30 protein-coding genes are annotated in these 26614 nt (G+C 59.3%); 19 read left to right on the top strand and 11 right to left on the bottom strand.

Annotation, left to right across the window (positions count from 1 at the left end):
* The 4 genes from BLT55_RS00505 to BLT55_RS00490 form a co-directional block, all read right to left on the bottom strand.
* Nucleotides 1–819 carry a M48 family metallopeptidase gene (locus tag BLT55_RS00505; RefSeq protein WP_055000615.1) on the bottom strand — a complete coding sequence of 273 codons (819 nt, stop codon included), beginning with the start codon at nt 817–819 and terminating at the stop codon, nt 1–3.
* A 187-nt stretch (nt 820–1006) separates the two neighbouring features.
* The gene (locus BLT55_RS00500) at nt 1007–1636 is read right to left on the bottom strand and encodes an SOS response-associated peptidase (RefSeq protein WP_055000616.1); all 630 of its coding nucleotides are present in this window, start codon (nt 1634–1636) and stop codon (nt 1007–1009) included.
* 34 nt (nt 1637–1670) lie between these two features.
* Nucleotides 1671–1931 carry a putative signal transducing protein gene (locus BLT55_RS00495; protein WP_007252602.1) on the bottom strand — a complete coding sequence of 87 codons (261 nt, stop codon included), beginning with the start codon at nt 1929–1931 and terminating at the stop codon, nt 1671–1673.
* Nucleotides 1931–2113: a CPXCG motif-containing cysteine-rich protein gene (locus BLT55_RS00490; RefSeq protein WP_055000617.1), complete on the bottom strand. Its 183-nt coding sequence runs from the start codon at nt 2111–2113 to the stop codon at nt 1931–1933. The genes BLT55_RS00495 and BLT55_RS00490 overlap by 1 nt, the downstream gene beginning before the upstream one ends.
* 103 nt (nt 2114–2216) lie before the next feature.
* On the opposite strand from BLT55_RS00490, the gene BLT55_RS00485 reads away from it, so the two are divergent.
* Both BLT55_RS00485 and BLT55_RS00475 read left to right on the top strand, forming a co-directional pair.
* On the top strand, nt 2217–3383 hold the full coding sequence (locus tag BLT55_RS00485) for a 1-acyl-sn-glycerol-3-phosphate acyltransferase (protein ID WP_074799832.1): 1167 nt from the start codon (nt 2217–2219) through the stop codon (nt 3381–3383).
* Nucleotides 3384–3689: 306 nt separating this feature from the next.
* Nucleotides 3690–3896 (top strand): hypothetical protein, encoded by a 207-nt coding sequence (locus BLT55_RS00475; RefSeq protein WP_007247878.1) that lies wholly within the window; start codon nt 3690–3692, stop codon nt 3894–3896.
* A gap of 91 nt (nt 3897–3987) precedes the next feature.
* Here BLT55_RS00475 and BLT55_RS00470 read toward each other — a convergent pair whose 3' ends face one another.
* A complete protein-coding gene (locus tag BLT55_RS00470; protein WP_007252597.1) occupies nt 3988–4569 on the bottom strand; it encodes a YajG family lipoprotein in 582 nt (193 codons plus the stop codon).
* A gap of 204 nt (nt 4570–4773) precedes the next feature.
* On the opposite strand from BLT55_RS00470, the gene BLT55_RS00465 reads away from it, so the two are divergent.
* A complete protein-coding gene (locus BLT55_RS00465) occupies nt 4774–5007 on the top strand; it encodes a hypothetical protein (RefSeq protein WP_055000620.1) in 234 nt (77 codons plus the stop codon).
* Nucleotides 5008–5727: 720 nt separating this feature from the next.
* Complete coding sequence (gene mqo / locus BLT55_RS00460; RefSeq protein ID WP_055000621.1) at nt 5728–7236, top strand: malate dehydrogenase (quinone); 1509 nt, start codon at nt 5728–5730, stop codon at nt 7234–7236.
* A gap of 114 nt (nt 7237–7350) precedes the next feature.
* Here mqo and BLT55_RS00455 read toward each other — a convergent pair whose 3' ends face one another.
* Entirely contained in the window at nt 7351–8247 is an 897-nt protein-coding gene (locus BLT55_RS00455) for a homocysteine S-methyltransferase family protein (protein WP_055000622.1), read from the bottom strand.
* Nucleotides 8248–8357: 110 nt separating this feature from the next.
* Here BLT55_RS00455 and BLT55_RS00450 point away from each other — a divergent pair, with 110 nt between their 5' ends.
* Both BLT55_RS00450 and BLT55_RS00445 read left to right on the top strand, forming a co-directional pair.
* On the top strand, nt 8358–9179 hold the full coding sequence (locus tag BLT55_RS00450) for an ABC transporter substrate-binding protein (RefSeq protein WP_055000623.1): 822 nt from the start codon (nt 8358–8360) through the stop codon (nt 9177–9179).
* On the top strand, nt 9176–10009 hold the full coding sequence (locus BLT55_RS00445) for an amino acid ABC transporter permease (protein ID WP_055000624.1): 834 nt from the start codon (nt 9176–9178) through the stop codon (nt 10007–10009). Before BLT55_RS00450 ends, BLT55_RS00445 begins: the two co-directional genes overlap by 4 nt.
* A gap of 215 nt (nt 10010–10224) precedes the next feature.
* Here BLT55_RS00445 and BLT55_RS00435 read toward each other — a convergent pair whose 3' ends face one another.
* The 3 genes from BLT55_RS00435 to BLT55_RS00425 all read right to left on the bottom strand — a co-directional run bounded on the left by BLT55_RS00435 (nt 10225) and on the right by BLT55_RS00425 (nt 11706).
* Nucleotides 10225–10512, bottom strand: a complete 288-nt coding sequence (locus BLT55_RS00435; RefSeq protein ID WP_003318212.1) for a PA4642 family protein — start codon at nt 10510–10512, stop codon at nt 10225–10227.
* Nucleotides 10513–10578: 66 nt separating this feature from the next.
* Nucleotides 10579–11082, bottom strand: coding sequence for a hypothetical protein (locus BLT55_RS00430; RefSeq protein WP_055000625.1), 504 nt, complete (start codon nt 11080–11082; stop codon nt 10579–10581).
* Nucleotides 11083–11148: 66 nt separating this feature from the next.
* Nucleotides 11149–11706: a hypoxanthine-guanine phosphoribosyltransferase gene (locus tag BLT55_RS00425; RefSeq protein WP_054079620.1), complete on the bottom strand. Its 558-nt coding sequence runs from the start codon at nt 11704–11706 to the stop codon at nt 11149–11151.
* Between the two features lie 207 nt (nt 11707–11913).
* Between BLT55_RS00425 and upp the strand changes: the two genes are divergently transcribed.
* Complete coding sequence (gene upp / locus BLT55_RS00420; RefSeq protein WP_002552170.1) at nt 11914–12552, top strand: uracil phosphoribosyltransferase; 639 nt, start codon at nt 11914–11916, stop codon at nt 12550–12552.
* Nucleotides 12553–12556: 4 nt separating this feature from the next.
* On the top strand, nt 12557–13834 hold the full coding sequence (locus tag BLT55_RS00415; RefSeq protein ID WP_055000626.1) for a uracil-xanthine permease family protein: 1278 nt from the start codon (nt 12557–12559) through the stop codon (nt 13832–13834).
* Between the two features lie 371 nt (nt 13835–14205).
* Here the strand turns inward: BLT55_RS00415 and hemH are convergent, their stop codons facing one another.
* Together hemH and BLT55_RS00400 are read right to left on the bottom strand one after the other, a co-directional pair.
* On the bottom strand, nt 14206–15228 hold the full coding sequence (gene hemH, locus BLT55_RS00405; RefSeq protein WP_007252587.1) for a ferrochelatase: 1023 nt from the start codon (nt 15226–15228) through the stop codon (nt 14206–14208).
* A 23-nt stretch (nt 15229–15251) separates the two neighbouring features.
* Entirely contained in the window at nt 15252–16154 is a 903-nt protein-coding gene (locus tag BLT55_RS00400; protein ID WP_055000627.1) for a TIGR01777 family oxidoreductase, read from the bottom strand.
* A 277-nt stretch (nt 16155–16431) separates the two neighbouring features.
* On the opposite strand from BLT55_RS00400, the gene BLT55_RS00395 reads away from it, so the two are divergent.
* From BLT55_RS00395 to BLT55_RS00340, 11 genes are all read left to right on the top strand, one after another.
* Nucleotides 16432–17418, top strand: coding sequence for an NAD(P)/FAD-dependent oxidoreductase (locus BLT55_RS00395; protein WP_055000628.1), 987 nt, complete (start codon nt 16432–16434; stop codon nt 17416–17418).
* A complete protein-coding gene (locus tag BLT55_RS00390) occupies nt 17415–17630 on the top strand; it encodes a TIGR02450 family Trp-rich protein (RefSeq protein ID WP_054086475.1) in 216 nt (71 codons plus the stop codon). The genes BLT55_RS00395 and BLT55_RS00390 overlap by 4 nt, the downstream gene beginning before the upstream one ends.
* A 643-nt stretch (nt 17631–18273) precedes the next feature.
* Nucleotides 18274–19230, top strand: coding sequence for a YbgA family protein (locus BLT55_RS00380; RefSeq protein ID WP_054998815.1), 957 nt, complete (start codon nt 18274–18276; stop codon nt 19228–19230).
* Between the two features lie 5 nt (nt 19231–19235).
* On the top strand, nt 19236–20150 hold the full coding sequence (locus BLT55_RS00375) for a MerR family transcriptional regulator (RefSeq protein ID WP_007252582.1): 915 nt from the start codon (nt 19236–19238) through the stop codon (nt 20148–20150).
* Between the two features lie 14 nt (nt 20151–20164).
* A complete protein-coding gene (gene phrB / locus BLT55_RS00370) occupies nt 20165–21613 on the top strand; it encodes a deoxyribodipyrimidine photo-lyase (protein WP_054998814.1) in 1449 nt (482 codons plus the stop codon).
* Nucleotides 21606–22028, top strand: coding sequence for a nuclear transport factor 2 family protein (locus BLT55_RS00365; protein WP_054998813.1), 423 nt, complete (start codon nt 21606–21608; stop codon nt 22026–22028). Before phrB ends, BLT55_RS00365 begins: the two co-directional genes overlap by 8 nt.
* Nucleotides 22025–22813 (top strand): SDR family NAD(P)-dependent oxidoreductase, encoded by a 789-nt coding sequence (locus BLT55_RS00360; RefSeq protein WP_054998812.1) that lies wholly within the window; start codon nt 22025–22027, stop codon nt 22811–22813. The genes BLT55_RS00365 and BLT55_RS00360 overlap by 4 nt, the downstream gene beginning before the upstream one ends.
* The gene (locus BLT55_RS00355; RefSeq protein ID WP_054998811.1) at nt 22810–24057 is read left to right on the top strand and encodes an NAD(P)/FAD-dependent oxidoreductase; all 1248 of its coding nucleotides are present in this window, start codon (nt 22810–22812) and stop codon (nt 24055–24057) included. The genes BLT55_RS00360 and BLT55_RS00355 overlap by 4 nt, the downstream gene beginning before the upstream one ends.
* A complete protein-coding gene (locus BLT55_RS00350) occupies nt 24054–24854 on the top strand; it encodes a DUF1365 domain-containing protein (protein ID WP_054998810.1) in 801 nt (266 codons plus the stop codon). The genes BLT55_RS00355 and BLT55_RS00350 overlap by 4 nt, the downstream gene beginning before the upstream one ends.
* Nucleotides 24841–26109 carry an SAM-dependent methyltransferase gene (locus BLT55_RS00345; protein WP_054998809.1) on the top strand — a complete coding sequence of 423 codons (1269 nt, stop codon included), beginning with the start codon at nt 24841–24843 and terminating at the stop codon, nt 26107–26109. The genes BLT55_RS00350 and BLT55_RS00345 overlap by 14 nt, the downstream gene beginning before the upstream one ends.
* On the top strand, nt 26102–26602 hold the full coding sequence (locus BLT55_RS00340) for a DUF2878 domain-containing protein (RefSeq protein ID WP_054998808.1): 501 nt from the start codon (nt 26102–26104) through the stop codon (nt 26600–26602). Before BLT55_RS00345 ends, BLT55_RS00340 begins: the two co-directional genes overlap by 8 nt.
* The last annotated feature ends 12 nt before the right edge of the window (nt 26603–26614 follow it).

Raw genomic sequence — 26614 nt, 5'->3', positions numbered from 1 at the left:
TCAGGATTTGGCGGCTTTCTGGTACAGCGGCATGACTTTGGGAATCGCAGCCTGCAACGAGGAGATGCGACTTTCCGAAGCGGGGTGAGTGCTCATGAATTCGGGCTGCGAACCACCGGCGTTCTGGCTCATTTTCTGCCACAGGCTGATCGCTGCGTTAGGGTTGTATCCGGCGCGTGCAGCAAGTTCCAGACCTAACAGGTCCGCTTCATTTTCGTTGCTGCGGCTGATGGGCAGCGTCAGGCTGTAGTTCACCACGGTATCGGCCAGCGCCAGACTGTCCTGCCCTAAGCCCAACAAGGCGCCAGCCCCCTGCTTGGCCATCGCGACGCCATAAGCCTTGGACATCGCTTCACGGCCATGCTCGCGCAGGGCATGGGCGATTTCATGGCCCATGACCGCAGCGAGTTCATCGTCGGTCAGTTTGAGGGTGTCGATCAAACCGGAAAACACGAAGATCTTGCCACCGGGACCACAGTTGGCGTTCAGTTCATCGCTCTTGATCAGATTGACTTCCCACTGCCATTGAGCCGAGTCAGGCCGCAGTTTCGGTGCCTGGGCAATCAGTCGGTCGGCGATTGCGTGGACACGTTTGGCGTTTGCACTGGTGGTGTCGAGCATACCTTTGCTGGTCGCTTCTCCTACCGTCTGCTGATAGGACTGGGCGTACATTTTGTTGACTTCATCCGTAGAGAGCATGCTGAACATGTACTGCTTGCGCTCAACGCCCACTGAATCACCGCTCGTGGTGTTGACGGCCTGACACCCGCCGAGCAGTAATGCAGCGCTCAAGGCACAGAGGGCAAATGACTGACGCATGGTGGATCTCCTTGTGGATAAAGACGGTCTTTGTCGGGGCGGACTTCTGTGCCAGCCCTCCCGCCGATCATTATCGCGGGCGGGCAAGAGGCAACGGGCTGCCAAAGGTATGTCCAGTTTGTATCAGAAGTACTTCAGACCGGATATCGGATTTGCTCAGGGCGGCATTTTTATCCGGTCTGCCCGCTTAACTCAATGGCGTCAGGCACTCCGGCGCATTAAGTTTCGGGTCGTTGACCAGATTGGCCAGCGGGCGCTCTCTCAAGGTGGTTTGCGGGGCGGCGAGCAAGGCCTGCAGCGTGGACAGCGGCGTGTCGGCAGCCAGCCAGTCTTTCTGGCCCTGGGCGTCCAGAATCAACGGTCGACGCTGGGTCGCAGCGGCCTGGGTGACAACGGCCACGCTCAGGTAAGTGTGCCCCTGCACCGGGTAAGCTTCCCAGATGGCGGCAAAAAACAGTGCCGCGCCCTCGCCCGGCGTCAGCCAGAACGGGCGTTTGCGCACCGTGCCGCGCCACTCATAAAAGCCATTGGCGGGCAGCAGGCAGCGCCGATGGGCGAACGCATCGCGGAACATCGGCTGTTCGACCACGGTCTCGGCACGCGCATGAGCGGGGGTTTTCGACAGGTCGGTGAGCCAGGCGGGCGTCAACCCCCAGCGGGCGCGCACCAGCTCGATACCTTGATCGTTTTCAGCGGCGCGCATGATCAACACCCAGTCGGCTGGCGAGATGTTCCATTGCGCCTGTTGATCAGCCGGAAAACCGGGCAAGGCTGCAAAGGCAGGGGTCCAGCGAAACAGGGCGTAGCGTCCACACATGGGGGTTGATCAGACTCTTTCGAAAGGTGCTGATTCAGCACACAAGTACATCGGGAAAATCATCCGGCTCATCGCCGGACACGGGCGAGGCGCTATTGTACGCAGTGATCAGTTCTCGCGCCCGCACCACCTGCGCATCGTTTACCTTGAGCGCCAGCAACCCCAGCCCCGGCAGCTCGCCCATGGCCCCGAGCAGGTCACGACCGGCCAGATGCGCCTCGATGCCTTCACTGGCGAGCATCGCTTGCAGCAGCTCGGCCTCCAGCAGGTTTTCCGGCTCGTAGACTTTCTGCATCACTCGTTCTCGCTGCGCACGTCCAGGTGCCACTCGTCGCCGTCGGTCTGCAGCTCGAAAACAATCGGGCGACAGCAGACCGGACAGTCTTCAATGTACTGTTGATCGCCTCCGGAAAGGTCCAGTACCGCTTCGACGGGTTCGCCGCAATAAGGGCAGTCGTAACTCTCTAATTCCTGCATCACGGTCTCCGGGATCAGTTATGCGTATAATTGCCGCATTCTTCAGAAGGCTGTTTTAACAAATCCGTCTTCTTTTTACCCTATCCGTTTCCGACAAGAGAGCATGATGGGCGAATTCGATGCCATCCGACCTTACAACGACGCAGAAGTCCAGGCCGTTCTGGCACGTCTGCTGAGCGACAAAGCCTTTCTCGCCATTCTGACCAAATTCCGCTTTCCGCGCCTGGCGAGCGCCTTCGGCTGGGTTTTACAGCCTACCCTGGCGCGCAAGCTGCGCCGCGAGTTCGCCGGTATCGACTCGGTCGCGAGCCTGCAGGACAAGGTCGAATATTACGTCGACCACACCATCGAGCGCGCCACGGACGGGGTGACCTACACCGGCGTCGAACAGTTGAAGTCCGGTTGCGCCTACCTGTTCCTGGCCAACCATCGCGATATCGTGATGGACCCGGCGTTCGTCAACTATGCCGTGTACCACGCCGGCCTGCCTACACCGCGCATCGCGATTGGCGACAACCTGCTGCAAAAGCCGTTTGTCAGCGACCTGATGCGCCTGAACAAGAGCTTCATCGTGCACCGCTCGATCACCGGGCGGCGCGAGAAGATGGCGGCTTATCAGCTGCTGTCGGCGTACATCAATCACTCGATCACCAAAGACTGCCAGTCGATCTGGATCGCCCAGGCCGAGGGTCGCGCCAAAGACGGCGATGACCGTACCGAGTCGGCGATCCTCAAGATGTTCCACATGAGCCGCAAGGACGAACCGTTTGGTGACGTTATTCGCTCGCTGAACCTGATTCCGGTGTCGATCAGTTATGAATACGACCCGTGCGACAGCGCCAAGGCCCGTGAGCTGTATATCCGCGCCACCACAGGTTCTTACGCCAAGACGCCGGGCGAAGATGACGTCAGCATTGCGCTGGGCATCACCGGCTACAAAGGCCGCGTACACGTGAACTTCGCGCCGCCGATTACCGAATATTTCGAAGACACCAAGCAACTGGCAATCGAAATGGACCGGCAGATTCTCGGTGGCTATCGCCTGTTTCCGGTGCATTACCTGGCTTACGCGCAATGGAGCGATGCCGATCCTGAGATAGAGGTGCCAAAGGCCGAGGCGCTGTTCCCGGCCGACGAACTGGAGCGCGCTAAAGACGAATGGGAAAGCCGCTTGGCAGGCGTCCCGGTCGAGCATCGCCCGTTCCTGATCCAGCAATACGCAACGCCGGTTCGCAACCAGTACCGCGTCAAGGCGGGGTTGGCGCTTTAAGAACTGCGCCAGAATGTCTATCGTACCCATGCTCCGCATGGGTACGCCGTTCTGGACGCTCTGCGTCCGGTCTTGAGCGCCTCAACGCGCGGTGACGCAGAGCTTCATCCAAAATGCATTGACTGAAACACCGCCTTCGCAAGCAAGCGAAGCGTCGCCCGGCTCGCTGCCACAAGATGCGCAAGATGCATGCTTCCGGAAACATCCTGCACAAAAAATACCCTGCCGCTGTCACCTAAGCGTAACGCAGCGCCTGCATTGTGTGGCTTCTCAAGAAAACGGACTTCACTCTTTTTGGAGCTTGTCATGCTGCATGCAAAAAATCAGGATCGCCTCTATCTCATGGCCCAGAGCGATGAGCAGCAGGAGTTGATCGATGGCCTGGCCTTTAACGTTCAGGACCGCCACTGGCTGGTCTATTGCGCACTGGGCGGGCATGTTCACCATGATCTGCCGGATCTGGATCAGGACACCGGCTTCAGCTTTCTGGACTTCTACCAGCAGGCGGCCTGAGTCCGCTGCGGCCGTCAACCAGCCGGCCATCAGAAAGCAAAAAGCCCAGCCCCTTCAACAAGGGCCGGGCTTTTTTATTTGGCGATGAAGCTTACTGCGACAGGGTCGAACCGATGGTCGCATCCTGGAAGACGCGAGTCAGTGCGTCGCTCAACACGTCACTCACCAGCTTGGTGTTGGTTTCCTGGTTCGGAGCCATGCCGAAACGCTGGTCCAGCGAGGCTGCGTAACGACCGCTGTAGGTGCGACCGTTATTGCGCACATCAGCGCGGAATGTCGAGCTGATGGTCGCTTCGGTCACGTACAGGCCTTCTTTTGGCGACTGATACTTCAAGTCCGCAAGAGTCACCGTCAACTGCGGGGCATTGCCGCCCTGGGTCGGCGTGAAGCCCAGCAGACGCACTGCCGCTTCGGCCTGAGCCTGCAATTTCGGAACGATGTCAGCACCGTTGACGCTGATGGCGCTGGTTTCCGGGTACATACCGCCGCGGGTGCCCAGCGTTGGGCCTGGTCGGCCGTCAACTACGCGCACGACGACCGGCTGCCCACGACCTATCGGCGCGAGCTGAGCATTGATTTTCGGGGTGGGGCTCAATTGTTGCGGGCTGTGGGCGCAGCCCACCAACGTCAAACTGCTTACAGCAAGCAAACCGAACAAAATGCGACGCAGCATGCTCATTTCTCCATGGGCCAGACACTGAATGTGCAGCAGTATAGCGGCGCGCGTTACCCGCCCACCAGTAGCCGCTGACCGGTAAGCGCGGGATTGCCGAAAGCCGCCTGTAGTTCGAGCAGTGCCATGTAATCAGGACGTAACATCGGCGCGGCAGACTTGCCCACATTGCCCAGACGCCTTCCACGTCACAGGAGCTGCGCCATGAATCTGTTCCGGTCCTTGTTCTCTGCTCGCCGCCAATTTCGCCATTACGCGCGTGTTGATCAGGCAGGCATCTGCCGTGCGTTCAAGCATTGCGCGCAACGTCCGGACGGCGCCGAGTGGGTTGAAGTGAGCGAGCAACGTCTGACCTGGCTGAACCAGCCTCTGCCCTTCAGCGCACGGGTTACGCAACATAGCGTGCGTTCAACTCGCGGCCCGTTGCTCACCGCCTGACCCGATGGCGAATAAAAGTCATTTAAACCGATCAATTCCTGTCATTTCATCGCTATAATCTTCCCCCGATTATAAGGACGTCTCCTGATCGGGCCTCGCAGCATCGCTAATCCCCGGATTAGCTCCTCCGTACTGCCCACAGAGAGCCGCCCACACAGGTCATTTGCGCACGGGTGTGCTCGATGAACGGTGCAGAATGCTCGAATCGTATCGAACCTTTCTCGCCTGACAGCGCCTCACTCTTTATGCACCTGACCTGCCAGCGCTGTCATCGCAGCCATTTTGAGGTTTAGTTCACGTTCCCAAAAGGACGTGAAAAACGGGTTTCACTACTTCACAAGAGTGTGGCGAGCAAATGAATAGGTACGCGTTTGTAAATGCACCATCAGCGTCTGAACCGGCCCTTTTGCACAGGACTGATCGCAACTGCGCCTCCAGCACCGGAGCCTGACACCGTCGACAGGAGCCTGTGACTCACAGGGCTCCCTGACGATGGTCGAATGGCCGTGCGGGCTTGAAAATGCGTTTATGCTGGCCTGATGAACCATGAATGAGCCTGACCGGGACCTGCGCGTTGGAAGCGAAGAATTGCGAAGAATCGGACAGGCGATCCTGGCCGGGAAATGAGGGCACAACCTTGATCCACGCCCCGCTCCCCCGGCAATCAGCCTCAGGATCGTATGCCGTCAATTGGGTGCTGCAGATTTTGGAGACGCGTTAATGGCGCATAACGAAGCAGTCGACGTAGTACTGGTCGGAGCGGGCATCATGAGTGCCACGCTGGCCGTACTGCTCAAAGAGCTCGACCCAGGCCTCAAGCTGGAAGTCGTTGAGCTGATGGATTCCGGCGCTGCGGAGAGTTCCAACCCGTGGAACAACGCCGGCACCGGTCACGCCGGTCTGTGCGAGCTGAACTACACACCGCCCGCCGCCGATGGCTCCATCGATATCAAGAAAGCCGTGCACATCAACACCCAGTTCGAAGTCTCGAAGCAATTCTGGGCTCATCTGGCGCGCAAGGGCACGTTCGGCTCGGCAAAGTCGTTCATCAATCCGGTCCCGCACCTGAGCTTCGTGCAGGGCGAAAACGGCATTGCGTTCCTGAAGACCCGTTTCGAGGCGATGAGCAAGCATCACGCGTTTTCTTCGATGGAATACACCGAAGACAAGGCTAGGCTGGCTGAGTGGATGCCACTGATGATGCCCGGCCGCCCGGCCGACGAAAAAATCGCGGCTACGCGCATGCTGAACGGTACGGACGTCAACTTCGGCGCGCTTACCAATCAATTGCTCAATCACCTCTCCAGCTCTCCGGACGCACAGATCAAGTACCGCAGCCGCGTGACCGGCCTGACCCGCAACGGTGCTGGCTGGACCGTGGCGGTCAAGGACGTGAACGGCGGCGGCACGCGTGAGATCGACGCAAAATTCGTGTTCCTCGGCGCAGGTGGCGCGGCATTGCCGCTGCTGCAGATGTCGGGCATCGAAGAAAGCAAAGGCTTTGGCGGCTTCCCGGTCAGTGGTCAGTGGCTGCGTTGCGACAATCCCGACGTGGTCAAGCACCACCAGGCCAAGGTCTACAGCCAGGCAGCGGTGGGTTCGCCGCCGATGTCGGTGCCGCACCTCGACACGCGCGTGGTCGACGGCAAGAAATCCCTGCTGTTCGGGCCTTATGCCGGTTTCACCACCAAGTTCCTCAAGCACGGCTCGTTTCTCGACCTGCCGCTCTCGGTGCGTCTGGCCAACATCAAGCCAATGCTCGCCGTGGCCCGCGACAATATGGACCTGACCAAGTACCTGGTCAGCGAAGTAATGCAGTCGATGGAGCAACGTCTGGAATCGCTGCGTCGCTTCTATCCGCAGGCCAAGGCCGAAGACTGGCGTCTGGAAATTGCCGGTCAGCGGGTACAGATCATCAAGAAAGACGCGAAAAAAGGCGGCGTTCTGCAATTCGGCACCGAGTTGGTTTCGGCACAGGATGGCTCGCTGGCCGCGCTGCTGGGTGCTTCGCCCGGTGCTTCAGTGACGGTGTCGATCATGCTGGAATTGCTCGAGCGCTGTTTCCCGGAAAAAACCCGCACTGAATGGGCGGGCAAACTCAACGAGATTTTCCCTGCTCGCGAAAAGATTCTGGAGACCGATGCGCAGCTGTACCAACGCATCAGCGCCCAGAACGACGAGGCTTTGGAACTGATCGAAAAAAGCAATCAGGAACAGACCTTCGCCTGACCTGACACCTGCTGCATGAAAACGCTGCACCACTGACACGCTGCTCCTGAAAAGCCCCGTGAACTCTTTTGAGTCACGGGGCTTTTTGTTGCCTGCGTTTGTTGCCCGCGTCAGTCAGAGACTTCTGGACAGCACTGCGATATGTTCCGGGCCAATCCCGCAGCAACCGCCAATGTGCGTGGCGCCGCGCTTGACCCAGTCCGCCGCCCACTGCTGGTAACCCTGCGGGTCGAGATCTTCGCGCAATTCGTCCAGACCGTCGTTGGCCTTGGCATCCTTGGGCTGCGGCGGGAAGGCGTTGGCGTAGGCACCGATGGCGATAGCGACGCCCAACGATTCGAACACATCACGCGCCGCATCGATCGCACCGCCGATCACTTCCGGCTGGCTGCAATTGAACAGCAGGGTCGCAACGCCCATGGCAGCTGCAGCCTTCGCCGCGTCAGCCACCGGTTCGCCGGAACGCAGGCGCGGAACCTCGTCAGTGTCTTCGTCCTGCAAGGTGAACGACAGCCAGAACGGCTTGCCGTCAGCAGGCAGACCGGCGCGGATGGTCTGTGCTTCGAGGATGCAGCTCTGCGTCTCGGCCAGCCACAGGTCGACATAAGGCGCCAGACCGGCAACCAGCGGCTTCAGCACGTTGGCGGCCAGCTCCGGCTTGTACAGGTCCGGACGGTAGGAGCCGAACAGCGGCGGGATTGAACCGGCTACGCGCGCGCGACCGCCCGACGCATCGGCCGACTCGCGCGCCAGCCGCCCGGCCAGCGCCGCAAGCGCCTGGCCTTCGCGGGCAAATCGCTCTTCGCCGATATGAAAAGGGACAACCGCATAACTGTTGCTGGTAATGACCTGAGCGCCACTTTCGATGTAAGCGGCATGTACCGCACTGACCGCCTCGGGCGCTTCACTCAACGCCAGCGCCGACCATTCCGGCTGACGAAACGGTGCGCCGCGACGCTGTAGTTCGCGGCCCATGCCGCCATCGAGAATTACAGTTGTGCCTTGGGTCATATGTGATCTGCTTATATGTATATGAAAAAAACTCATTATGAGTCAGTCTTGTATAACGTATTTAATACGTCCCTTTAATCAAACTACAAACACTTTTTCAGGGGATATCTGTGAATTATCGCGCTCTGCTGGGCATTGGCCTGGTCACTCTGGCTGCCTCCACTCAAGCTCTGGCCGGCGCCACGCTGGATCGCGTGCAGAAAAACAAAGAGTTGGTCAACGTCCTGATGGAAAGTTACCCGCCCTTCTCTTTCCTGAACGACAAGAACGAACTGGACGGCTTCGATGTGGACGTGGCCAAGGTCGTGGCGCAGAAGCTCGGGGTCAAGTTGCGCCTCGAAACGCCTTCCTGGGACGTGATCGCCGCAGGCCACTGGAGTGGCCGTTACGACATCTGCGTCTGCTCGATGACCCCGAGCAAAGCCCGCGCCGAAGTCTTCAACTTCCCGGTCGAGTATTACGCGTCGCCTGCGGTGATTGTGGTCAACGCAGCGGACGACCGTATCCATTCGGCCAAGGACCTGAGCGGCAAGAAAGTCGGCCTGACCAGCGCCTCCAGTTACGAAAGTTACCTGAACAAGAACCTGGTCATTGACGGCGCGGAAGACAAGCCGTTGCAGTACCCGTTCGAAGACGTGCAGATCGCGCCCTATGATAACGATAACGTGGCCTTTCAGGACCTCGGGCTTGGCGCTGGCAAACGGCTGGACGCGATCCTCACCAATCTGGTGACCGCAAAACCGCGTCTGGATCAGGACAAGCGCTTCAAGCTGGCGGGCGAGACGCTGTATGAAGAACCCAACTCCGTTGCCATCGAAAAAGACGATCCGGAATGGGACGCCAAGGTGCGTGAAGTATTCGCTGAACTGAAGAAAGACGGCACCTTGAGCAAGTTGTCTGAAAAGTGGATCGGTGCCGACATCAGCAAATGACTTCTTTCGAGCCCCAAAGCCCACCCCAGCAGGCCAATCAAGGCCTGCTCAAGCGAGTCTTCGGCTTCCGCACGCGGCTTTACCTGACCTGGCTGGTAATGTTTGCGCTGTTCGCCGGGTTCTTCCTGAGTTTCGACCTGAAGCTGTCGATCATTCTCGACAAACTGCCCAATCTGATCGGCCTGCACCTGGCACCCAACGGTTTCCTGCAAGGCGCGGCACTGACGCTGTTCGTGTCGGTGTGCTCAATTGTGGTCTCGGTGGTGCTGGGCTTTGTCACTGCGCTGGCGAGGCTGTCCAGTAGCGCCGTGGCGTTTGGCATTGCCAGCTTCTATGCGTCGTTCTTTCGCGGTACGCCGTTGCTGATCCAGATTCTGCTGATCTATCTGGGCTTGCCGCAGGTGGGAATCGTGCCGGGCGCGATCATGGCAGGAGTCATTGCTTTGTCGCTCAACTACGGGGCTTACCTGAGCGAGATCTTCCGTGCCGGGATCATCGGTGTTGCGGCCGGCCAACGGGAAGCCGCGCTGGCCCTGGCGCTGCGCCCGGCGCAGATTTTCTGGCGTGTCACCCTGCCCCAAGCCATGCGCACCATCATTCCGCCGACCACCAACCAGTTCATCTCCATGCTCAAGGACTCGTCACTGATTTCGGTGATGGGCGTCTGGGAAGTGATGTTTCTGGCGCAGTCGTATGGCCGGTCCAGCTATCGCTACATCGAAATGCTGACCACTGCGGCAGTGCTGTACTGGATCATGTCGATCGGGCTGGAGCTGTTGCAGTCCAGGCTGGAAAAACACTACGGCAAGGCGTATCAGGCGCGGAAATGACTGCAGCTTTCGTCCTCACGCTCTGCGTCCAACCCCGGACATGCGGTGCAGCGTAGATGTGTGACGCAGAGCGTCACGAAATGCATGCCAACGCGGAGCATTGGCACGATAGATGTTCTCTGGTGCGCCTATCGTTCGTTCCTCACGCTCGCGTGGGAATGCAGTTCCGGACGCTCTGCGTCCAGCTCTGGCAATGCGATGCATTGACACGATAATTACGTACGGGCTTTTTCAATCAGTTCGATGTATTCATCGGCGTTGCGCTGATCCTTGATCAGGGCGATGAAGTCGTTGCCGTGCTCGTCTTTGCCATCGAAGTCGTGGCCGGCTTCCTTGAAGAACACCAGAAAGCGCTCGAAATCGTTGATGCGCAGGCCACGGTAGGCCTTGATCAGTTTGTGTAGCGACGGCGAGGTAGCATCATACGGCTCGAAGTTGAGGAACAACTTGATCTGCTCGTCGCCGATCTCATCCCCAATCAACTGCTTCTTGTCTTTACGCATTACAGGCTCCAGCTTGTCGCAGACACTTTCACGGGCGGGCAGTTTAACCCTCAGCGAGCGCAGGGCTCAACGCGCATGTGCAGAGGTGGCATGCAGATCGGCCCAGATGTGACCGTTGGCGTAGCTCAGGTACTGGCAATACACCCTCTCATTGCGCAACAGGTCGACCAGCACCCGATACTGGGACAGCGGGTAATAAAGCGTCAGGGTGCGTGATGCCTCGTCGTAGGTCGGCTTTTTCAGGCTTTTGCTTTCGCCGCCATCAAAATGCACCAGCACCTGCGAAATCGACGCGCCTTTGTTCAACGACTTGCCCTTGAGTCGCAGCGACAACGGCGAAGTGACCGGGATCGGCTGCTGGCTGGACTGCCGCTGATTCCCTGCAACGATGGTGTATTCGGTGACCTGCATCAGTTGTTGCTGCTCCGGCGCACCTTCACGCAGGCTCAGGTCGTCGGGTGGCAGGTATTGATCGTGCATCGGGCTGACCGACACCGGCGCGGTCGGTGCCGCAAATGCCTGACCAGACAACAGCACCAACGCCAGAGCGCCGGGAATCGATAATTTCATTGGGTTTTCCAGATAATGGCGAGTTGACGGCCGCGCTCTTTTCCAGGAGGCGGCCGTCAGAATGCCTTACATCCCTTTGACCGCATAGATGCCAGCAGCATTGCGCCAGTAGCCTTTGTAGTCCATGCCGAAACCGAAGATGTAACGGTCGATGCACGGCAGGCCTACGTAGTTGGCTTTCAGGTCCGGGCGGGCCTTGCGGTCGTGGTCTTTATCGATCAGCACGGCGGTGTGCACAGCGCGGGCACCGGCGTGTTTGCAGAAGTCGATGATCGCGCCCAGGGTGTGGCCTTCATCGAGGATGTCATCGATGATCAGCACGTCGCGGTCGATGAACGAGACTTCAGGCTTGGCTTTCCAGAACAGATCGCCGCCCGTGGTTTCATTGCGATAGCGCGTTGCATGCAGGTACGACGCTTCCAGCGGGAAGTTCAGATGAGTCAGCAGTTTGCCCGAAAAAATCAGGCCACCGTTCATCACGCAGAACACGACAGGGTTGCGATCGGCCAGTTCGGCATTGATCTGCGCACCCACGCGGGCGATGGCTGCATCGACTTCCGCCTCGGTGTACAGGCAGTCAGCTTCGCGCATGATTTGACGGATATGCTCGAGATCAGCGGACATGGCGCTCTCCAGTAAGGCAGTTCAAGAAAAGCGGGCAAAGGTACGCATCCGTTCCAGCCAGAGCAAGCGATTCTGGACTAACGTTGCGAGTGTCTTCTAAAAGCTGCGAACGTCGACACTTCAGGACAATTCTGCACGCGCTTTAAGACAGTAACAGCTGAATAGATTAACCTAGGCCGATTTTTTGCCCCGCTGGAGCTTTCCCCCATGCCCATTCGTGAAATCCGTCACCCGCTGATCCGCCACAAGCTCGGTCTGATGCGCCGCGCCGACATCAGCACCAAGAATTTCCGTGAGCTGGCTCAGGAAGTTGGTGCGCTGCTGACTTATGAAGCGACGGCTGACCTTACCCTGGAAAACTACGATATTCAGGGGTGGGCCGGTACGGTGTCGGTCGAGAAAATTGCCGGCAAGAAAATTACCGTTGTGCCGATCCTGCGCGCCGGTATCGGCATGCTCGACGGCGTGCTCAGCCTGATTCCAGGCGCCAAGGTCAGTGCCGTGGGCGTGGCCCGCAATGAAGAAACCCTGCAAGCGCACACGTATCTGGAGAAGCTGGTTCCAGAGATCGACGAGCGTCTGGCCATGATCATTGACCCGATGCTGGCCACCGGCAGCTCTATGGTTGCGACCATCGACCTGCTCAAGAAAGCAGGCTGCAAGGAAATCCGCGCCATGGTGCTGGTCGCGGCACCGGAAGGTATCGCTGCGGTGGAAAAGGCCCACCCGGATGTGATGATCTACACCGCCTCCATCGACGAGCGTCTGAACGAACACGGCTACATCATTCCGGGCCTGGGCGATGCCGGTGACAAGATTTTCGGCACCAAGCAGAAGGACGCGTAACCCGATGACGCAGCAGGAGTTCAACGATCCACTGTGGCGCACGATCCTTTCCGGTGCACAAATGCTCTTCGTGGCGTTCGGCGCACTGGTGCTGATGCCGTTGATTACCGGGCTCGATCCTAACGTCGCGCTGTTTACCGCAGGCCTCGGCACGCTGTTGTTCCAGATTGTCACGGGCCGTCAGGTGCCGGTGTTTCTGGCTTCGAGCTTCGCATTCATCACCCCGATCATTCTCGCAAAGGGCCAGTTCGGCCTCGCCGCGACCATGGGCGGCGTGATGGCAGCGGGCTTCGTTTACACTTTTCTTGGCCTGGCCGTGAAGATCAAAGGCACAGGGTTTATCGACCGTTTGCTGCCGCCGGTGGTGATCGGGCCGGTGATCATCTCGATCGGTCTGGCCATGGCGCCGATTGCGGCCAACATGGCGATGGGCAAGACAGGGGATGGCGCGCAGCTGATTCCTTATCAGACCGCCATGCTGATCTCGATGCCTGCATTGCTGACGACCTTGATCGTGGCGGTGTTCGGTAAAGGCATTTTCCGTCTGGTGCCGATCATCTCGGGTGTGCTGGTGGGGTTTGCTTTGTTATTCTACTTCGGCGTGGTTGATACCCAGAAGATCGCCGACGCGGCCTGGCTGGCCATTCCGCATTTCACCGCACCGGAATTCAACTGGCAGGCGATTCTGTTCATCGTCCCGGTGGCACTGGCACCGGCCATCGAGCACATTGGTGGCGTAATTGCGGTCGGCAGCGTGACCGGACGCGACTACCTGAAAAAGCCTGGCCTGCACCGCACGCTGTTTGGCGATGGCATTGCCACCACAGCCGCCGGCCTGTTTGGTGGCCCACCGAACACCACCTACGCCGAAGTCACTGGCGCGGTGATGCTGACCAAGAACTACAACCCGCAAATCATGATCTGGGCGTCGTTTTTTGCGATCACCCTGGCATTCATCGGCAAGTTCGGCGCGCTGCTGCAAAGCATTCCCGTGCCGGTAATGGGCGGGATTCTGTGCCTGTTGTTCGGCTCGATTGCAGCAGTGGGCATGAACACGCTGATCCGCCACAAGATCGATCTGGCCGAAGCACGCAATCTGGTAATCGTCTCGGTAACGCTGGTGTTCGGCATTGGCGGCGTACTGATCGGCACCGGCAACGGCCCGAACGACTTCGGCCTGAAAGGCATCGCCCTGTGCGCCGTCACCGCGATCATCCTGAACCTGATTTTGCCGGGGCACGACAGCTGGAAGAACAACAAGCCGGATGATCAGTTGCCTTGATGCGTCGCGCAGTGATAGCGCCCCGTGCTCGCCGTCATACACAAGCCTTTGTGGGAGCGGACTTGTCCGCGATCTGCCGGGAACCGGCAGCAAAACCAGCCGCCTCGGTGTACCAGATACAGCCAAGGTGACCAGTTTCAGGGCCGCTTCGCAACCCTTCGCGGACAAGTCCGCTCCTACGCCCTCCGGGCAGAAACGCGTTGTGTGGCAGCGGACCGGGCGACGCTTCGCTCGCGAAAACAATATTTCAGACGACACATTTTCAGCGATTATACCGGCCCTTTCGCGAACAATGCGATCGCCACCCCGGTCGCTCCCACGGCCTCAGGCCAGAATCAAAAGCGCACTTGTGTATAACGCTGTGCAGCGTGTTACAGCATCAACGGCGCTCGCTCGCACAGTCGGCTCAGTTCTTTTGCCCAGTTCGGATCATCGTTCAGGCACGGCACCAGTATCAGCTCCTCGCCGCCCGCTTCCTTGAACTGTTCGGCACCGCGGTCGCCGATTTCTTCCAGCGTTTCGATGCAGTCCGCCACGAACGCAGGGCACATGACCAACAGCTTTTTCACGCCCTGCGCTGCCAGTTCGTCCAGGCGCGCTTCGGTATACGGTTCGATCCACTTGGCACGTCCCAGACGCGACTGGAACGACACCGACCATTTGCCATCTGGAATGCCCATGCGTTTGGCGAACGCCGCAGCCGACTGTATGCACTGCGCGCGGTAGCAGGTGGCGAGCACTTCGGCCGGCGCGGTCATGCAGCAGTCGTCCTTGAGGCAGTGCTTGCCGGTCGGGTCGAGCTTGTGCAAATGCCGCTCGGGCAAGCCGTGAAAACTCAGCAGGAGGTGATCGTAAGGTTGCTCCAGATGCGGGCGCACGCTTTCGACCAGTGCACTCAAATACTCAGGCTGATCGTAGAAGGGCTGTAGAACCGAGAACTGCATCTTCAGCGATTTGGCGCGCACGACGCGCTTGGCTTCCTCGATGACGGTGGTCACCGTGCTGTCGGCAAACTGCGGATACAAAGGGGCCAGGGTGACTTTCTTGAAGCCCTGCTCCGCCAGACGCGTAAGCACGGTTTCAATAGACGGCTCGCCATAACGCATCGCCAGCTCTACCGGCCCGAACAACCACTCCTTTTTCACCGCAGCCTGAAGACGCTTGCTCAGCACCACCAGCGGCGAACCTTCGTCCCACCAGATAGACGCATAGGCATGGGCAGACTGTTCGGGCCGTTTGATCAGAATCAACGACACCAGCAGCCTGCGCACGGGCCATGGCAGGTCGATCACATACGGGTCCATCAGGAACTGGTTCAGGTAACTGCGCACATCTGCCACTTGAGTAGAAGCAGGTGAACCCAGATTGACCAGCAACAAAGCGTGATCGGTCATGCAACATCCTATTTCAATGGCTTTCAGTGGCGACCCAGCAAATCCTGCAGGGCGGTATCGAGTTCGGTGTATTTAAAGGTGAAACCGGCCTGCTGCAAACGTGCCGGCCGGGCGCGCTGGCCGCCCAACAGCAAGACCGACAATTCGCCCAGCAGCGCTTTCAGTGCCAGCGCAGGCATGGGCATGAAGGCAGGCCGACGCAAAATGCCTGCCAGTGTCTTGGCAAACTGGCGATTGCGCACGGGTGACGGCGCACAGACATTATAAGGACCCTTTGCTTCATTCAGATTCAACAGAAAATCAATCGCGGCGATTTGATCCTGAATGTGAATCCACGGCATCCACTGCCGACCACTGCCAATCGGGCCGCCCATACCGAACTTGAAAGGCGGTAGCAGGCGTTGCAAAAAACCGCCACGGTCCGACAACACCAGACCGGTGCGCAGCAACACGACACGCACGCCTTGGGCTTCGGCACGTTGCGCGGTTTCTTCCCAGGCGTTGCACAGCTGGCTGGCGAAGTCTTCCTTGGCGGGCGGCGAAGTCTCGTCGATCTCGCGCTCGCTGCTGTCGCCGTACCAACCGACCGCAGAGCCGGAAATCATCAGCGCGGGCTTTTGCGCACGATTGCTCAACCAGGTCAGCACTTGCTCGGTCAGACCGATACGGCTTTCCCACAACAACAGTCGGCGCTTGCGCGTCCATGGTCGGTCCGCAATCGGCGCACCGGCCAAGTTGATGATGGCATCCACCGGCTGCTCGCCCAACTCGTCGAGACGGGCAATGCCGCGCACAGTCGGGCCGCACAGTTCGGCCACATCAGCGGGCTGACGACTCCACACGGTCAGCTCATGACCCTGGGCCGACCACAGACGACAAAGCGCTCTTCCGATCAAACCAGTACCACCGGTCAGCAATATGTGCATGGCAGGTAACCTCGCGTGGCGTGCATGACAATTGGGTAGTCTTATTTTTAAACAGTTTGCCAGTCAGGAAAAAGAAACTGTTCGCTGAACCATAGGCCAGACCTGAACAGGTCGCCGCTTTTGGCGGTGCCGACCGAATGACTGATCGGTTCGACCCTGTGGGTAGCAATGTGACTCACTGCACAGACGCTAAATCCTCTGCAACTTATACCAAACAGGAAGATTGTACAGGTTTTAACTACGGCGTAGTCTGTACAAACAAGGTAACGAGGCCCCTATGACTGTCCCAATCGCAATCATCGGTACCGGTATCGCCGGACTTTCAGCAGCCCAGGCGCTCACAGACGCCGGGCATCACGTGCACCTGTTCGACAAAAGCCGTGGCAGCGGCGGGCGGATGTCCAGCAAACGCAGCGACGCCGGCTCGCTGGACATGGGTGCACAGTATTTCACCGCTCGAGATCGACGCTTCGCCACTGCCGTCAAGCAATGGCAGGCCCAGGGGCATGTCGCCGAGTGGACGCCCTCGCTCTATAACTTTCACGACGGCAGGCTCTGCCCCTCTCCCGACGAACAAGTGCGCTGGGTCGGCAAACCGGGCATGAGCGCCATCACCCGAGCGATGCGCGGCGACCTGCCTGTGTCGTTCTCGTGCCGGATCACCGAAGTGTTTCGCGGCGAAGAACACTGGAACCTGCTGGATGCCGAAGGCAAAAGCCACGGCCCGTTCAGCCATGTGATCATCGCCACCCCTGCCCCTCAGGCGACGGCGTTACTGGCTGCCGCCCCGAAACTGGCCAGCGTGGTCGCAGGCGTCAAGATGGAACCCACCTGGGCGGTCGCGCTGGCCTTCGAGACGCCTCTGCAAACGCTCATGCAGGGTTGTTTCGTACAGGACAGCCCGCTCGACTGGCTGGCACGCAATCGCAGCAAGCCCGAACGCGACGACGCGCTCGACACTTGGGTGCTGCATGCCACCAGCCAGTGGAGCCGACAAAATCTCGACGCATCCAGAGAGCAGGTCATCGAGCATTTGCACGGTGCTTTCGCTGAATTGATCGACTGCAGCATGCCCGCTCCGGTGTTCAGCCTGGCGCATCGCTGGCTGTACGCGCGGCCTGCGGGCTCGCACGAATGGGGCGCGTTGTCGGACGCCGATCTGGGCATTTACGTCTGCGGTGACTGGTGCCTGTCAGGCCGGGTTGAAGGCGCATGGTTGAGTGGTCAGGAAGCGGCGCGCCGGTTGCTGGAACATCTGCAATGAATCAGATCAATCCACGCAAATTGCTGCTGTCGAAGTGGACAGCAGCCGTCCCGGTCAATCGCGAAAAACACTTCATGGTGACCGAGCTGTTCAAGGATGAAGAAGGCACTGTGCTGGAAATCGAATTGCAGGCCGTGCTGACCCAACGCAGCGAGCGGCTGCCGTGGCAGGTGTTGCAGCAGGCGGATACGTGGCGAATGGGCTGGAAGTAGGCGCTACCCACACGGACGGATGAGCCGAAAAATGCGGCTTCTGCCCGTGACTATCGTGCCGACGCTCCGCGTCGGCACGCAGTTCGTGACGCTCTGCGTCACACAGTTCTGCGAATCAGTGAGATTCCGGCTCGACTTGAGTCACCTTTTCGCCCCTCGGCGAGTTACTTTGATGGGGCCAAAGTAACCAAACCCCCTGGCTCCGTTTCCGGCCCGACTTCGTCGGGTTCCTTCGCCCTGTCACTGATCCGGGGGCCGCCGCAACGGGCCATCCTTGGCCCGGTGCGGCTTGCTCGGCGTCCTGCCTCGCATCCCCCGGATCAGCGCCAGAGCTCAGCCGTCACTTACGTCACACTCTGCGTCGTCAGTATCATCGTGATCATCGTGATAAAAAAGCGCTTTCTTTTATGTGCAGTGACTGCGGACAAGGCATGACGTTGTGTTGCAGCACAGATGTGATGCGGAACCTATCCAACCCATTCCAGATAATGCCAACGCATTGGCATTGACATGAGAATCGTTGGGAGCAGCCTTTAAAACCCTCTACAAAGAATTTGACTTGTACACCTATCCCCCTATGATGAGGACAAGTTGTACAGCACAGTTAATCTGTACAAGTCTTCTGTAGAGGTAACGGATGCCAATGCCTGCAAGCGAAAAACTCAAACTCGGTATCAGTGCCTGTCTGATGGGTGCCGAAGTTCGTTTCAATGGCGGACACAAGGAATCTCATTTGTGTACGCAGGCATTGAGCAAGTATTTCGATTTCGTCCAGGCGTGCCCGGAAGTCGCCATCGGCATGGGCATCCCGCGGGAGCCAATCAGGCTGGTCGGTGATGCCGAGAATCCTAAAGCGCTGGGCACGGTCAATCGCGACCTGGATGTGACCGAAGCCCTGGCGGAATACGGCGCACAGATGGCCGATGAGCTGGGCGATATCTGTGGCTATATCTTCATGCAGAAATCCCCATCGTGCGGTCTTGAGCGGGTCAAGGTCTACCGTGAAAACGGTGCGCCAGTCGATGGCGGCGGGCGCGGTATCTACGCGCAGGCGTTTTGCGAGCGTCATCCGAACCTGCCTGTCGAGGAGGACGGCCGTCTCAATGACGCGGTGTTGCGCGAAAACTTCGTGACCCGCGTGTTCGCTTATGCCGCCTGGCAACAACTGTTGAAAGACGGCATCACACGCCGCGCCCTGACCGAATTCCATTCGCGTTACAAATACCAGCTGATGGCCAACGATCCGGTGCAGTACAAGGCACTGGGCAAAATGCTCGGCAGCATGGGGCGCAGCGATCCGAACGAGATCGCCCCGCAGTATTTCAGCGAGCTGATGGCGGCGCTGAAAAAATGCGCCACGCGCAGCACCCACACCAATGTCTTGCAGCACCTGTGCGGTTACCTCAAGCAGACCATCAGCAGCGAAGACAAACAGGAAATCCAGCAAGTGATCAGCCAGTACCATCAAGGCATCGTGCCGCTGATCGTGCCGCTGACCTTGCTCAAGCATCATTTTCGCCAACACCCGGACCCGTATGTGGCGCTTCAGGTGTACATGCAACCCCATCCAGAAAATCTCAGCCTGCGAAATGCGATTTGATACTCATGAATGAAGCAGAAACAGACACCGATCCTGAGCTGCCAGGCGACTGGCTGCCGATCCGGGAAGTGGCACGGCAGACCGGCGTCAACGCCGTCACCCTGCGCGCCTGGGAGCGCCGTTATGGCCTGATCGTCCCGCACCGCACAGCCAAGGGGCACCGGCTGTACTCGGACGAACACGTCCAGCGGGTCATGAAGATCCTCACCTGGCTCAACCGTGGCGTGTCCGTTAGCCAGGTCAAAACCCTGATTGACGACAACCGTGCAGACGCCCTGCCCCCGACCAACGACTGGGACGCCCTGCGTCAGACCTTGCTGGTGGCCATTGGCGAACTGGCCGAACGTCGTGTGGATGACGTATTCAATCAGGCCATGGCGCTGTACCCGCCGCGCACGCTCTGTGAACAACTGTTGCTGCCCCTGCTGGCCGAGCTGGAACAACGCTGGCAAGGCAAGTTCGGCGCACAACTGGAGCGCACGTTTTTCTATTCCTGGCTGCGCAGCAAGTTCGGCGCGCGGATCTATCACAACAATCGCCAGCTCAGTGGCAGCCCGTTGCTGCTGGTCAATCAGTCCGATCTGCCGCTCGAACCGCATCTGTGGCTCGCGGCGTGGCTGGTCAGCAGCGCTGATTGTCCGGTGGAAGTGTTCGACTGGCCGCTACCGGTCGGTGAACTGGCGCTGGCCGCCGAATACCTGAAGCCGCGCGGCATCCTGCTGTACTCCAGCAAAGCGCTGAACGTCGCCCAGTTACCGCGTCTGCTGGCCAATATTACCTGCCCGGTTGTGCTCGGAGGACCAACGGTACAGATCCATAAAGCCGATTTGCTCGTACAGGCAAGCGAGATAGCTGGCTTTACCCTCGCCAACGACGCGCTCAGCGCGCAGATCGAGCTCGGCAGGCTCGGACTTATCTAAGCTAAGGACTTCTCATGCAACTGATCTGGCTGCGTAGCGACCTGCGCGTTCACGACAACACGGCCCTGACCGCCGCCATGGAGCGCGGCCCGACGCTGGCGGTGTATCTGCTCAGCCCTGCGCAATGGCGCAGTCACGACGACGCCGACTGCAAAGTCGATTTCTGGCTGCGCAATCTGGTGGAGCTGGAAGCGGCGCTTGGCAAGCTCAACGTGCCGCTGCTGATTCGCGAGGCCGATACGTGGGACAAGGCACCTGAAGTGCTGTCGACGCTGTGCCAACAGTTCAAGGTCGAAGGTCTGTACCTCAATGAGGAATACGGCATCAACGAAACCAGGCGTGACCTGGCCGTGCAGAAAATGCTTGAGGAAGCCGGCGTGCAGGTCAACAGCTACCTGGATCAGTTGCTGTTCAAGCCCGGCAGCATCCTGACCAAGACCGGCAACTATTTTCAGGTCTTCACTCAGTTCAAAAAGGTGTGCTACACCCGACTGCACGAAGCCATGCCGCATCCCGTGCGCATGCCTGCGGCCCAGCAAGCGCTGTCGATAACAAGCGATCCGGTTCCGGACCAGGTAAAAGGTTTTGCCACGCCGTCGCAAACATTGCGCGCCCTGTGGCCCGCTGGCGAAGGCGAGGCCAAGCGCCGCATGGACGCCTTCGCAGATGAGCAGATCAGCTACTACAAGGACGAACGCGACTTCCCGGCCAAACCCGGCACCAGCCAGCTTTCGGCCTATCTCGCCGCCGGGGTCATTTCGCCGCGCCAGTGCCTGCATGTCGCCCTGAGCAGTAATCATGGGGAATTCGAGACCGGCGACGTCGGCACCGTGACCTGGATCAACGAACTGTTGTGGCGAGAGTTCTACAAACACACGCTGGTGGGCTACCCTCGTGTATCGCGTCATCGAGCCTTCAGGCCAGAAACCGAAGCCCTGAAATGGCGCGACGCCCCTGACGAGTTGCTGGCGTGGCAAGAAGCGCGCACCGGCCTGCCGATCATCGACGCAGCCATGCGGCAATTGCTGGAAACCGGATGGATGCACAATCGGCTAAGGATGGTCGTTGCGATGTTTCTCACTAAAAACCTGCTGATCGACTGGCGGGAAGGCGAGCGCTTTTTCATGCGCCACCTGATCGACGGCGACCTGGCATCCAACAACGGCGGCTGGCAGTGGAGTTCGTCCACAGGCACCGACTCGGCCACGTATTTCCGGATTTTCAACCCGTTATCGCAATCGGAGCGATTCGACCCCGAGGGCGTGTTCATCAAGCGCTGGCTGCCGGAGCTGGCGAACCTGAACAAAAAGCAGATTCACGATCCTTCTTCCATGGGCGGGCTGTTTGGCGTAGCCGATTACCCCAAGCCTATCGTCGATCTGAGCAAGAGCCGCGCCCGCGCGCTGGCAGCGTTCAAGGCGCTGCCGACCCGCGTACCCGCCGCCGGGGTCGAAAATGGCTGATTTCCTGCATCGTTTCGCCCAGCGCTTTGCCGCACTGAACAAGGACAACCTTGATCAGGTCGCCGAGCTGTACAGCGAAGACGTGTCGTTCAGCGACCCGATGCACGACATCCATGGCCTGCCCGCCATGCAACGCTATTTTGCCGAGCTGTACGCCAACGTTCGGGATCTGCATTTCGATTTTCACGCCTTCGACGAGGTTCGTCCCGGCGAAGGCTATCTGGTCTGGACCATGAGCTACTCGCACCCGCGCCTGGCCGGTGGCCGGACCATCAGGGTCGAGGGCTGTTCGCACCTCAAATGGCACGAAAAGGTTTACCGGCATCGCGACTATTTCGATGCCGGTGCGCTGCTCTACGAACATCTGCCCATCATGGGCCGAGTCATCAATTGGCTGAAGAAGAGGTTGGGATGAGCACTCCTGGCGCACGACGTATCTGGTTGACCGGCGCCAGCAGTGGCATCGGTCTCGCTTTGGCAAAAGAGTTACTCGACGCCGGGCATCGGCTGGCCTTGACCGCCCGAACCCTGCAACCGTTGCAGAATCTGGCGACCCTCTACCCGGAACAGGTATTGCTGGTCACCGGCGATATCGCTGACGGCCTGCAAGTGAAAGCCATGGGCGACCGCATCGCTCAGGAATGGGGCGCCCTGGATACCGCGATTCTCAATGCCGGGACCTGCGAATACATTGACGCTCGCAACTTCGAAGCGGCGATGGTCGAACGCGTGGTGCGCACCAACCTGCTCGCCAGCAGTTACTGCATTCAGGAAGCGCTGCCGTTGTTGCGTCAGGGAAAACAGCCGCATCTGGTCGGCGTAGCCAGCGCGGTCACCTTTCTGGCGCTGCCGCGTGCCGAAGCCTACGGCGCCTCGAAAGCCGGGCTGCGCTACCTGTTCGAAGCGTTGCGCCTGGACTTGGCCAGCGAAAACATTGATGTAACGGTGGTTAGCCCCGGCTTTGTCGACACGCCATTGACGGAAAAGAACGATTTCCCGATGCCGATGCGCTGGCCGGTGAAAAAAGCGGCGCAGCACATCGCTGAAAACCTCAACCGTAGCCGACGCCCACTGGAAATCGCCTTCCCGGCGGCGTTCATTTTCGGCATGCGCTTGCTGGCACTGCTGCCGGTACGCGCCCGATTCGCCATCGGCAAACGCATGGCGCGAAACGAGACGAGTACTAAGGACGCTCAATGAAAATCGCCGTCATCGGTAGCGGTATCGCCGGGCTCACCAGCGCCTGGCTGCTCAACCGCAAACATGAAATTACCGTCTTCGAGTCGTCCGACTGGATCGGCGGGCACACGCACACCGTCGATGTGCAGGTCGAAGGTCGCGCCTACGCCATCGACACCGGCTTCATCGTCTTCAACGACTGGACCTACCCGAACTTCATCCGCTTGCTCGGCCAGTTGGGCGTGGGTTTCAAACCTGCCGAAATGAGTTTTTCGGTGCACGACCCGCGCAGCGGCGTCGAATACAACGGCAACAACCTCAACAGCCTGTTTGCCCAGCGCAGCAACCTGCTGTCGCCGAAGTTCTGGGGCATGCTGCGCGATATCCTGCGCTTCAACCGGCAGTCCGTAGAGGATCTGGAAAACAAGCGCATCGCGGCAGACACCACGCTTGGCGAGTACCTGAAACAAGGCGCTTACGGGCAGCGCTTCATCGATCACTACATCGTGCCGATGGGCGCAGCGATCTGGTCGATGTCGCTGGCGGAAATGCTCGGCTTCCCGCTGCAATTCTTCGTGCGTTTCTTCAAGAACCACGGCTTGCTGTCGGTGACCAACCGCCCGCAATGGTGCGTGATAGAAGGCGGATCGAGAAGCTACATCGAGCCCCTGACGGCGTCGTTCCGCGAGCGGATTCGCCTGTCCTGCCCGGTCACCCGCGTCGAACGCGACAGCGAAGGCGTGACCGTTCATAGCGCCGAGGGCAGCGAGCGTTTCGACAAGGTGGTGTTCGCCTGCCACAGCGACCAGGCCCTGGCATTGCTGGCCGAGCCGTCGAGCGCCGAACAATCGATTCTCGGCGCGCTGCGCTATGCCGAAAACGATGTGGTGTTGCACACCGATACGCGTCTGCTGCCCGACCGCCGTCTGGCCTGGGCCAGCTGGAATTATCGCCTTGGCGGCGATGCCGGGCAGCTGGCGGCCGTGACTTATGACATGAACATCCTGCAGGGCATCGACAGCGATACCACGTTCTGCGTCAGCCTGAATCAGACTGCAGCCATCGACCCGGCGAAGATTCTTGGTCGCTACCGCTATTCGCATCCGCAATACAGCCTCGACGCGATCGCAGCACAAGCGCGCTGGCAGGAAATCAACGGCGTCGACAACACGTGGTATTGCGGCGCCTATTGGGCCAACGGCTTCCACGAAGACGGCGTCGTCAGCGGTTTGCGCGTGGCTCAGGCGTTTGGTGAAACGCTGTGAACAGCGCGCTCTACAGTGGCTGGATCAGCCACCGTCGATTCTCGCCACGGTCGCATGAGTTTACCTATCGCATCGGTCTGCTCTATCTGGACCTGGATGAGCAAGAGCGTGTTTTTGGGCTTTCGCCGCTGGCAGGAAGCCAACGGTTTGCAGCGTTTTCGTTCCGCGAGCGTGATTATCTGCCGGAACTGACCGGACGCGGCGTACCGCTGATCGAAGCGGCACGCGAGCGGGTCGGCAAAGCGCTGGGGCACATGCCATTGGGCCGCGTCTGCCTGCTGACCCAGGCACGCAGTTGGGGTCTTTCATTCAACCCGGTCAGCTTTTTCTACTGCCATGAGGCAGACGGCACGCTGGCAGCCATCCTTTGCGAAGTCACCAACACCCCGTGGGGCGAGCGTTACACTTATGTACTGCCGGCCACGGGCGAAGGCCATCAACACGTTGCCGTCGCCAAAGCTTTTCACGTTTCACCGTTCCTGCCGCGTGATCTCGAGTACCGCATGAGTTTCAGCCAGCCCGCCGAGCGGATCGGTGTGCACATGGCCGACTGGCAAGGCGATCTGAAGATGTTCGACGCCACGCTCAACCTGAAACGGCAAGACCTGAACCGCAAAACGTTGCACCGTCACCTGCTGGCGTTTCCGTGGATGACGGCAAAAACCTGCCTGGCTATCTACTGGCAAGCCGTGCGCCTGCTGGTCAAACGTATCCCGATTTTTTCCCATCAGGCCGCCGACGGCGAATACCGTGCCGCCGCCGTGCAACCCAAGGATTCACACCATGAAAAGCAGTAGCAGTAGTTTTTCTGCCAATCTGGGGACCAATGGTCTGACTGCAGACATCCTGCGCCGCGGCGTTTTGCGGCAGTTGGCAGGTCTGCGCAATGGTCAGTTGGTGGTCGTCGAAAGAGGCGAACGCCATGTGTTCGGCAAGAGCGGCGCGCTGATTCAGGCGGAGGTGCACATTCTGGATTCGGCGGCCTGGGGCATGATCGCCAGCAGCGGTTCCATCGGCGCGGGTGAGGCGTTCATCCATGGTTACTGGACCACGCCTGACCTGACAGCGGTGGTGCGAGTGTTTGTCAGCAATCTGGATGTGCTTGATGCCATGGAAGGCGGCGTGGCGCGCCTGACCCGGCCGTTGATTCATGGCCTGCACTGGCTCAACCGCAACACCCGCAAGGGCTCGCAGAAAAACATTGCGGCCCACTATGACCTGGGCAATACGCTGTTCGAACAGTTTCTCGACCCGACCATGATGTACTCGGCTGCCCAGTTTCTCGATGAAAACGACACGCTGGAACAGGCGCAACTGAACAAGCTGGAACGGATCTGCCAGAAGCTGGCGTTGAAACCCGAGGATCACCTGCTGGAAATCGGCACCGGCTGGGGCAGCATGGCCATCTATGCTGCGCAGCATTACGGCTGCCAGGTGACCACGACCACCCTGTCCAAAGAGCAATTCGCTTACACCAGGCAACGGCTCATCGACCTCGGCCTGCAGGACCGCGTGACCTTGCTGCTGACGGACTACCGGGACCTGACCAGTGAATACGACAAGCTGGTGTCCATCGAAATGATCGAGGCGGTGGGCCATCGTTTTCTGCCGACGTATTTCAAGCAATGTGCTCATTTACTGAAGAGCAACGGCATGATGCTGCTGCAGGCGATCACCATTCGCGAGCAGCGCTATACCCAGGCCAAGCGCAATGTGGATTTCATCCAGCGTTATATTTTCCCGGGTGGCGCCCTGCCCTCGGTGGCGAAAATGCTCGACATCGTCGGCAATGACACGGATATGAATCTGCTGCACATGGAAGACTTCGGCCTGCATTACGCCCGCACACTGCGCTTGTGGTACGACAATTTCAGGAACGCCCACGGCAAGCTGACTGAACTTGGCTACGACGAGTATTTCTTGCGGCTCTGGGAGTTTTACCTGTGCTACTGCGAAGGTGGCTTTCTGGAGCGAACCATCGGCACCGCGCAACTGTTGCTGGCCAAGCCGGACGCTTTGCGCGAACCACTGCTCGGGCGCTTCAATGCTTAAATCTGTCGCCAACGCGCTGCTGTTTCAGATCGGCTGGTTCGCCTGCGTACTGGGCGGTAACAGCTATTGGCTGTTGATCGCCGTGGCCGTGCTGGTCATACACTTTTTGTGGATCAGTTCGTGGGCCGCTGAAGGCAGACTGGTGATCACCGTCACGCTGGTCGGCGTCGTGCTCGACAGCGTGCTGATGACGCTGGGCGTTTTCGACTTCGGCATCAGCGGCTATGTGCTGCCGCTATGGCTGGCGTTGTTGTGGGCGGTGATGGCGACCACACTCAATCACTGCCTGGCCTGGACCGCCAGACCGTTATGGCGTGCAGCCGTTCTTGGCGCTATCGGCGGCCCGATGTCGTACTATGCCGGCTCGCAACTGGCGCAGGTTCACCTTCCACTTGGAGTGTGGCCGAGCATGTTGCTGCTGGGGCTGGTCTGGGCAGGTGTTTTTCCCCTGTTGCAATGGCTGGCCCGCCGCACATCGCGCCCTTCAGCCTGATACTTGGAGACC

This window comes from Pseudomonas cannabina, assembly GCF_900100365.1.
Classification (GTDB): Bacteria; Pseudomonadota; Gammaproteobacteria; order Pseudomonadales; family Pseudomonadaceae; genus Aquipseudomonas; species Aquipseudomonas cannabina.
The sequence above is the reverse complement of the archived record's forward strand: the minus strand, read 5'-3'. Positions and strand labels throughout refer to the sequence as shown.

Excerpts from the sequence above, each read along its gene's own strand:
- BLT55_RS00505 (WP_055000615.1), bottom strand. The coding sequence starts at position 819 with ATGCGTCAGTCATTTGCCCTCTGTGCCTTGAGCGCTGCATTACTGCTC.
- BLT55_RS00500 (WP_055000616.1), bottom strand. The coding sequence starts at position 1,636 with ATGTGTGGACGCTACGCCCTGTTTCGCTGGACCCCTGCCTTTGCAGCC.
- BLT55_RS00495 (WP_007252602.1), bottom strand. The coding sequence starts at position 1,931 with ATGCAGAAAGTCTACGAGCCGGAAAACCTGCTGGAGGCCGAGCTGCTG.
- BLT55_RS00490 (WP_055000617.1), bottom strand. The coding sequence starts at position 2,113 with ATGCAGGAATTAGAGAGTTACGACTGCCCTTATTGCGGCGAACCCGTC.
- BLT55_RS00485 (WP_074799832.1), top strand. The coding sequence starts at position 2,217 with ATGATGGGCGAATTCGATGCCATCCGACCTTACAACGACGCAGAAGTC.
- BLT55_RS00475 (WP_007247878.1), top strand. The coding sequence starts at position 3,690 with ATGCTGCATGCAAAAAATCAGGATCGCCTCTATCTCATGGCCCAGAGC.
- BLT55_RS00470 (WP_007252597.1), bottom strand. The coding sequence starts at position 4,569 with ATGCTGCGTCGCATTTTGTTCGGTTTGCTTGCTGTAAGCAGTTTGACG.
- BLT55_RS00465 (WP_055000620.1), top strand. The coding sequence starts at position 4,774 with ATGAATCTGTTCCGGTCCTTGTTCTCTGCTCGCCGCCAATTTCGCCAT.
- mqo (WP_055000621.1), top strand. The coding sequence starts at position 5,728 with ATGGCGCATAACGAAGCAGTCGACGTAGTACTGGTCGGAGCGGGCATC.
- BLT55_RS00455 (WP_055000622.1), bottom strand. The coding sequence starts at position 8,247 with ATGACCCAAGGCACAACTGTAATTCTCGATGGCGGCATGGGCCGCGAA.
- BLT55_RS00445 (WP_055000624.1), top strand. The coding sequence starts at position 9,176 with ATGACTTCTTTCGAGCCCCAAAGCCCACCCCAGCAGGCCAATCAAGGC.
- BLT55_RS00435 (WP_003318212.1), bottom strand. The coding sequence starts at position 10,512 with ATGCGTAAAGACAAGAAGCAGTTGATTGGGGATGAGATCGGCGACGAG.
- BLT55_RS00430 (WP_055000625.1), bottom strand. The coding sequence starts at position 11,082 with ATGAAATTATCGATTCCCGGCGCTCTGGCGTTGGTGCTGTTGTCTGGT.
- BLT55_RS00425 (WP_054079620.1), bottom strand. The coding sequence starts at position 11,706 with ATGTCCGCTGATCTCGAGCATATCCGTCAAATCATGCGCGAAGCTGAC.
- upp (WP_002552170.1), top strand. The coding sequence starts at position 11,914 with ATGCCCATTCGTGAAATCCGTCACCCGCTGATCCGCCACAAGCTCGGT.
- BLT55_RS00415 (WP_055000626.1), top strand. The coding sequence starts at position 12,557 with ATGACGCAGCAGGAGTTCAACGATCCACTGTGGCGCACGATCCTTTCC.
- hemH (WP_007252587.1), bottom strand. The coding sequence starts at position 15,228 with ATGACCGATCACGCTTTGTTGCTGGTCAATCTGGGTTCACCTGCTTCT.
- BLT55_RS00400 (WP_055000627.1), bottom strand. The coding sequence starts at position 16,154 with ATGCACATATTGCTGACCGGTGGTACTGGTTTGATCGGAAGAGCGCTT.
- BLT55_RS00395 (WP_055000628.1), top strand. The coding sequence starts at position 16,432 with ATGACTGTCCCAATCGCAATCATCGGTACCGGTATCGCCGGACTTTCA.
- BLT55_RS00390 (WP_054086475.1), top strand. The coding sequence starts at position 17,415 with ATGAATCAGATCAATCCACGCAAATTGCTGCTGTCGAAGTGGACAGCA.
- BLT55_RS00380 (WP_054998815.1), top strand. The coding sequence starts at position 18,274 with ATGCCTGCAAGCGAAAAACTCAAACTCGGTATCAGTGCCTGTCTGATG.
- BLT55_RS00375 (WP_007252582.1), top strand. The coding sequence starts at position 19,236 with ATGAATGAAGCAGAAACAGACACCGATCCTGAGCTGCCAGGCGACTGG.
- phrB (WP_054998814.1), top strand. The coding sequence starts at position 20,165 with ATGCAACTGATCTGGCTGCGTAGCGACCTGCGCGTTCACGACAACACG.
- BLT55_RS00365 (WP_054998813.1), top strand. The coding sequence starts at position 21,606 with ATGGCTGATTTCCTGCATCGTTTCGCCCAGCGCTTTGCCGCACTGAAC.
- BLT55_RS00360 (WP_054998812.1), top strand. The coding sequence starts at position 22,025 with ATGAGCACTCCTGGCGCACGACGTATCTGGTTGACCGGCGCCAGCAGT.
- BLT55_RS00355 (WP_054998811.1), top strand. The coding sequence starts at position 22,810 with ATGAAAATCGCCGTCATCGGTAGCGGTATCGCCGGGCTCACCAGCGCC.
- BLT55_RS00345 (WP_054998809.1), top strand. The coding sequence starts at position 24,841 with ATGAAAAGCAGTAGCAGTAGTTTTTCTGCCAATCTGGGGACCAATGGT.
- BLT55_RS00340 (WP_054998808.1), top strand. The coding sequence starts at position 26,102 with ATGCTTAAATCTGTCGCCAACGCGCTGCTGTTTCAGATCGGCTGGTTC.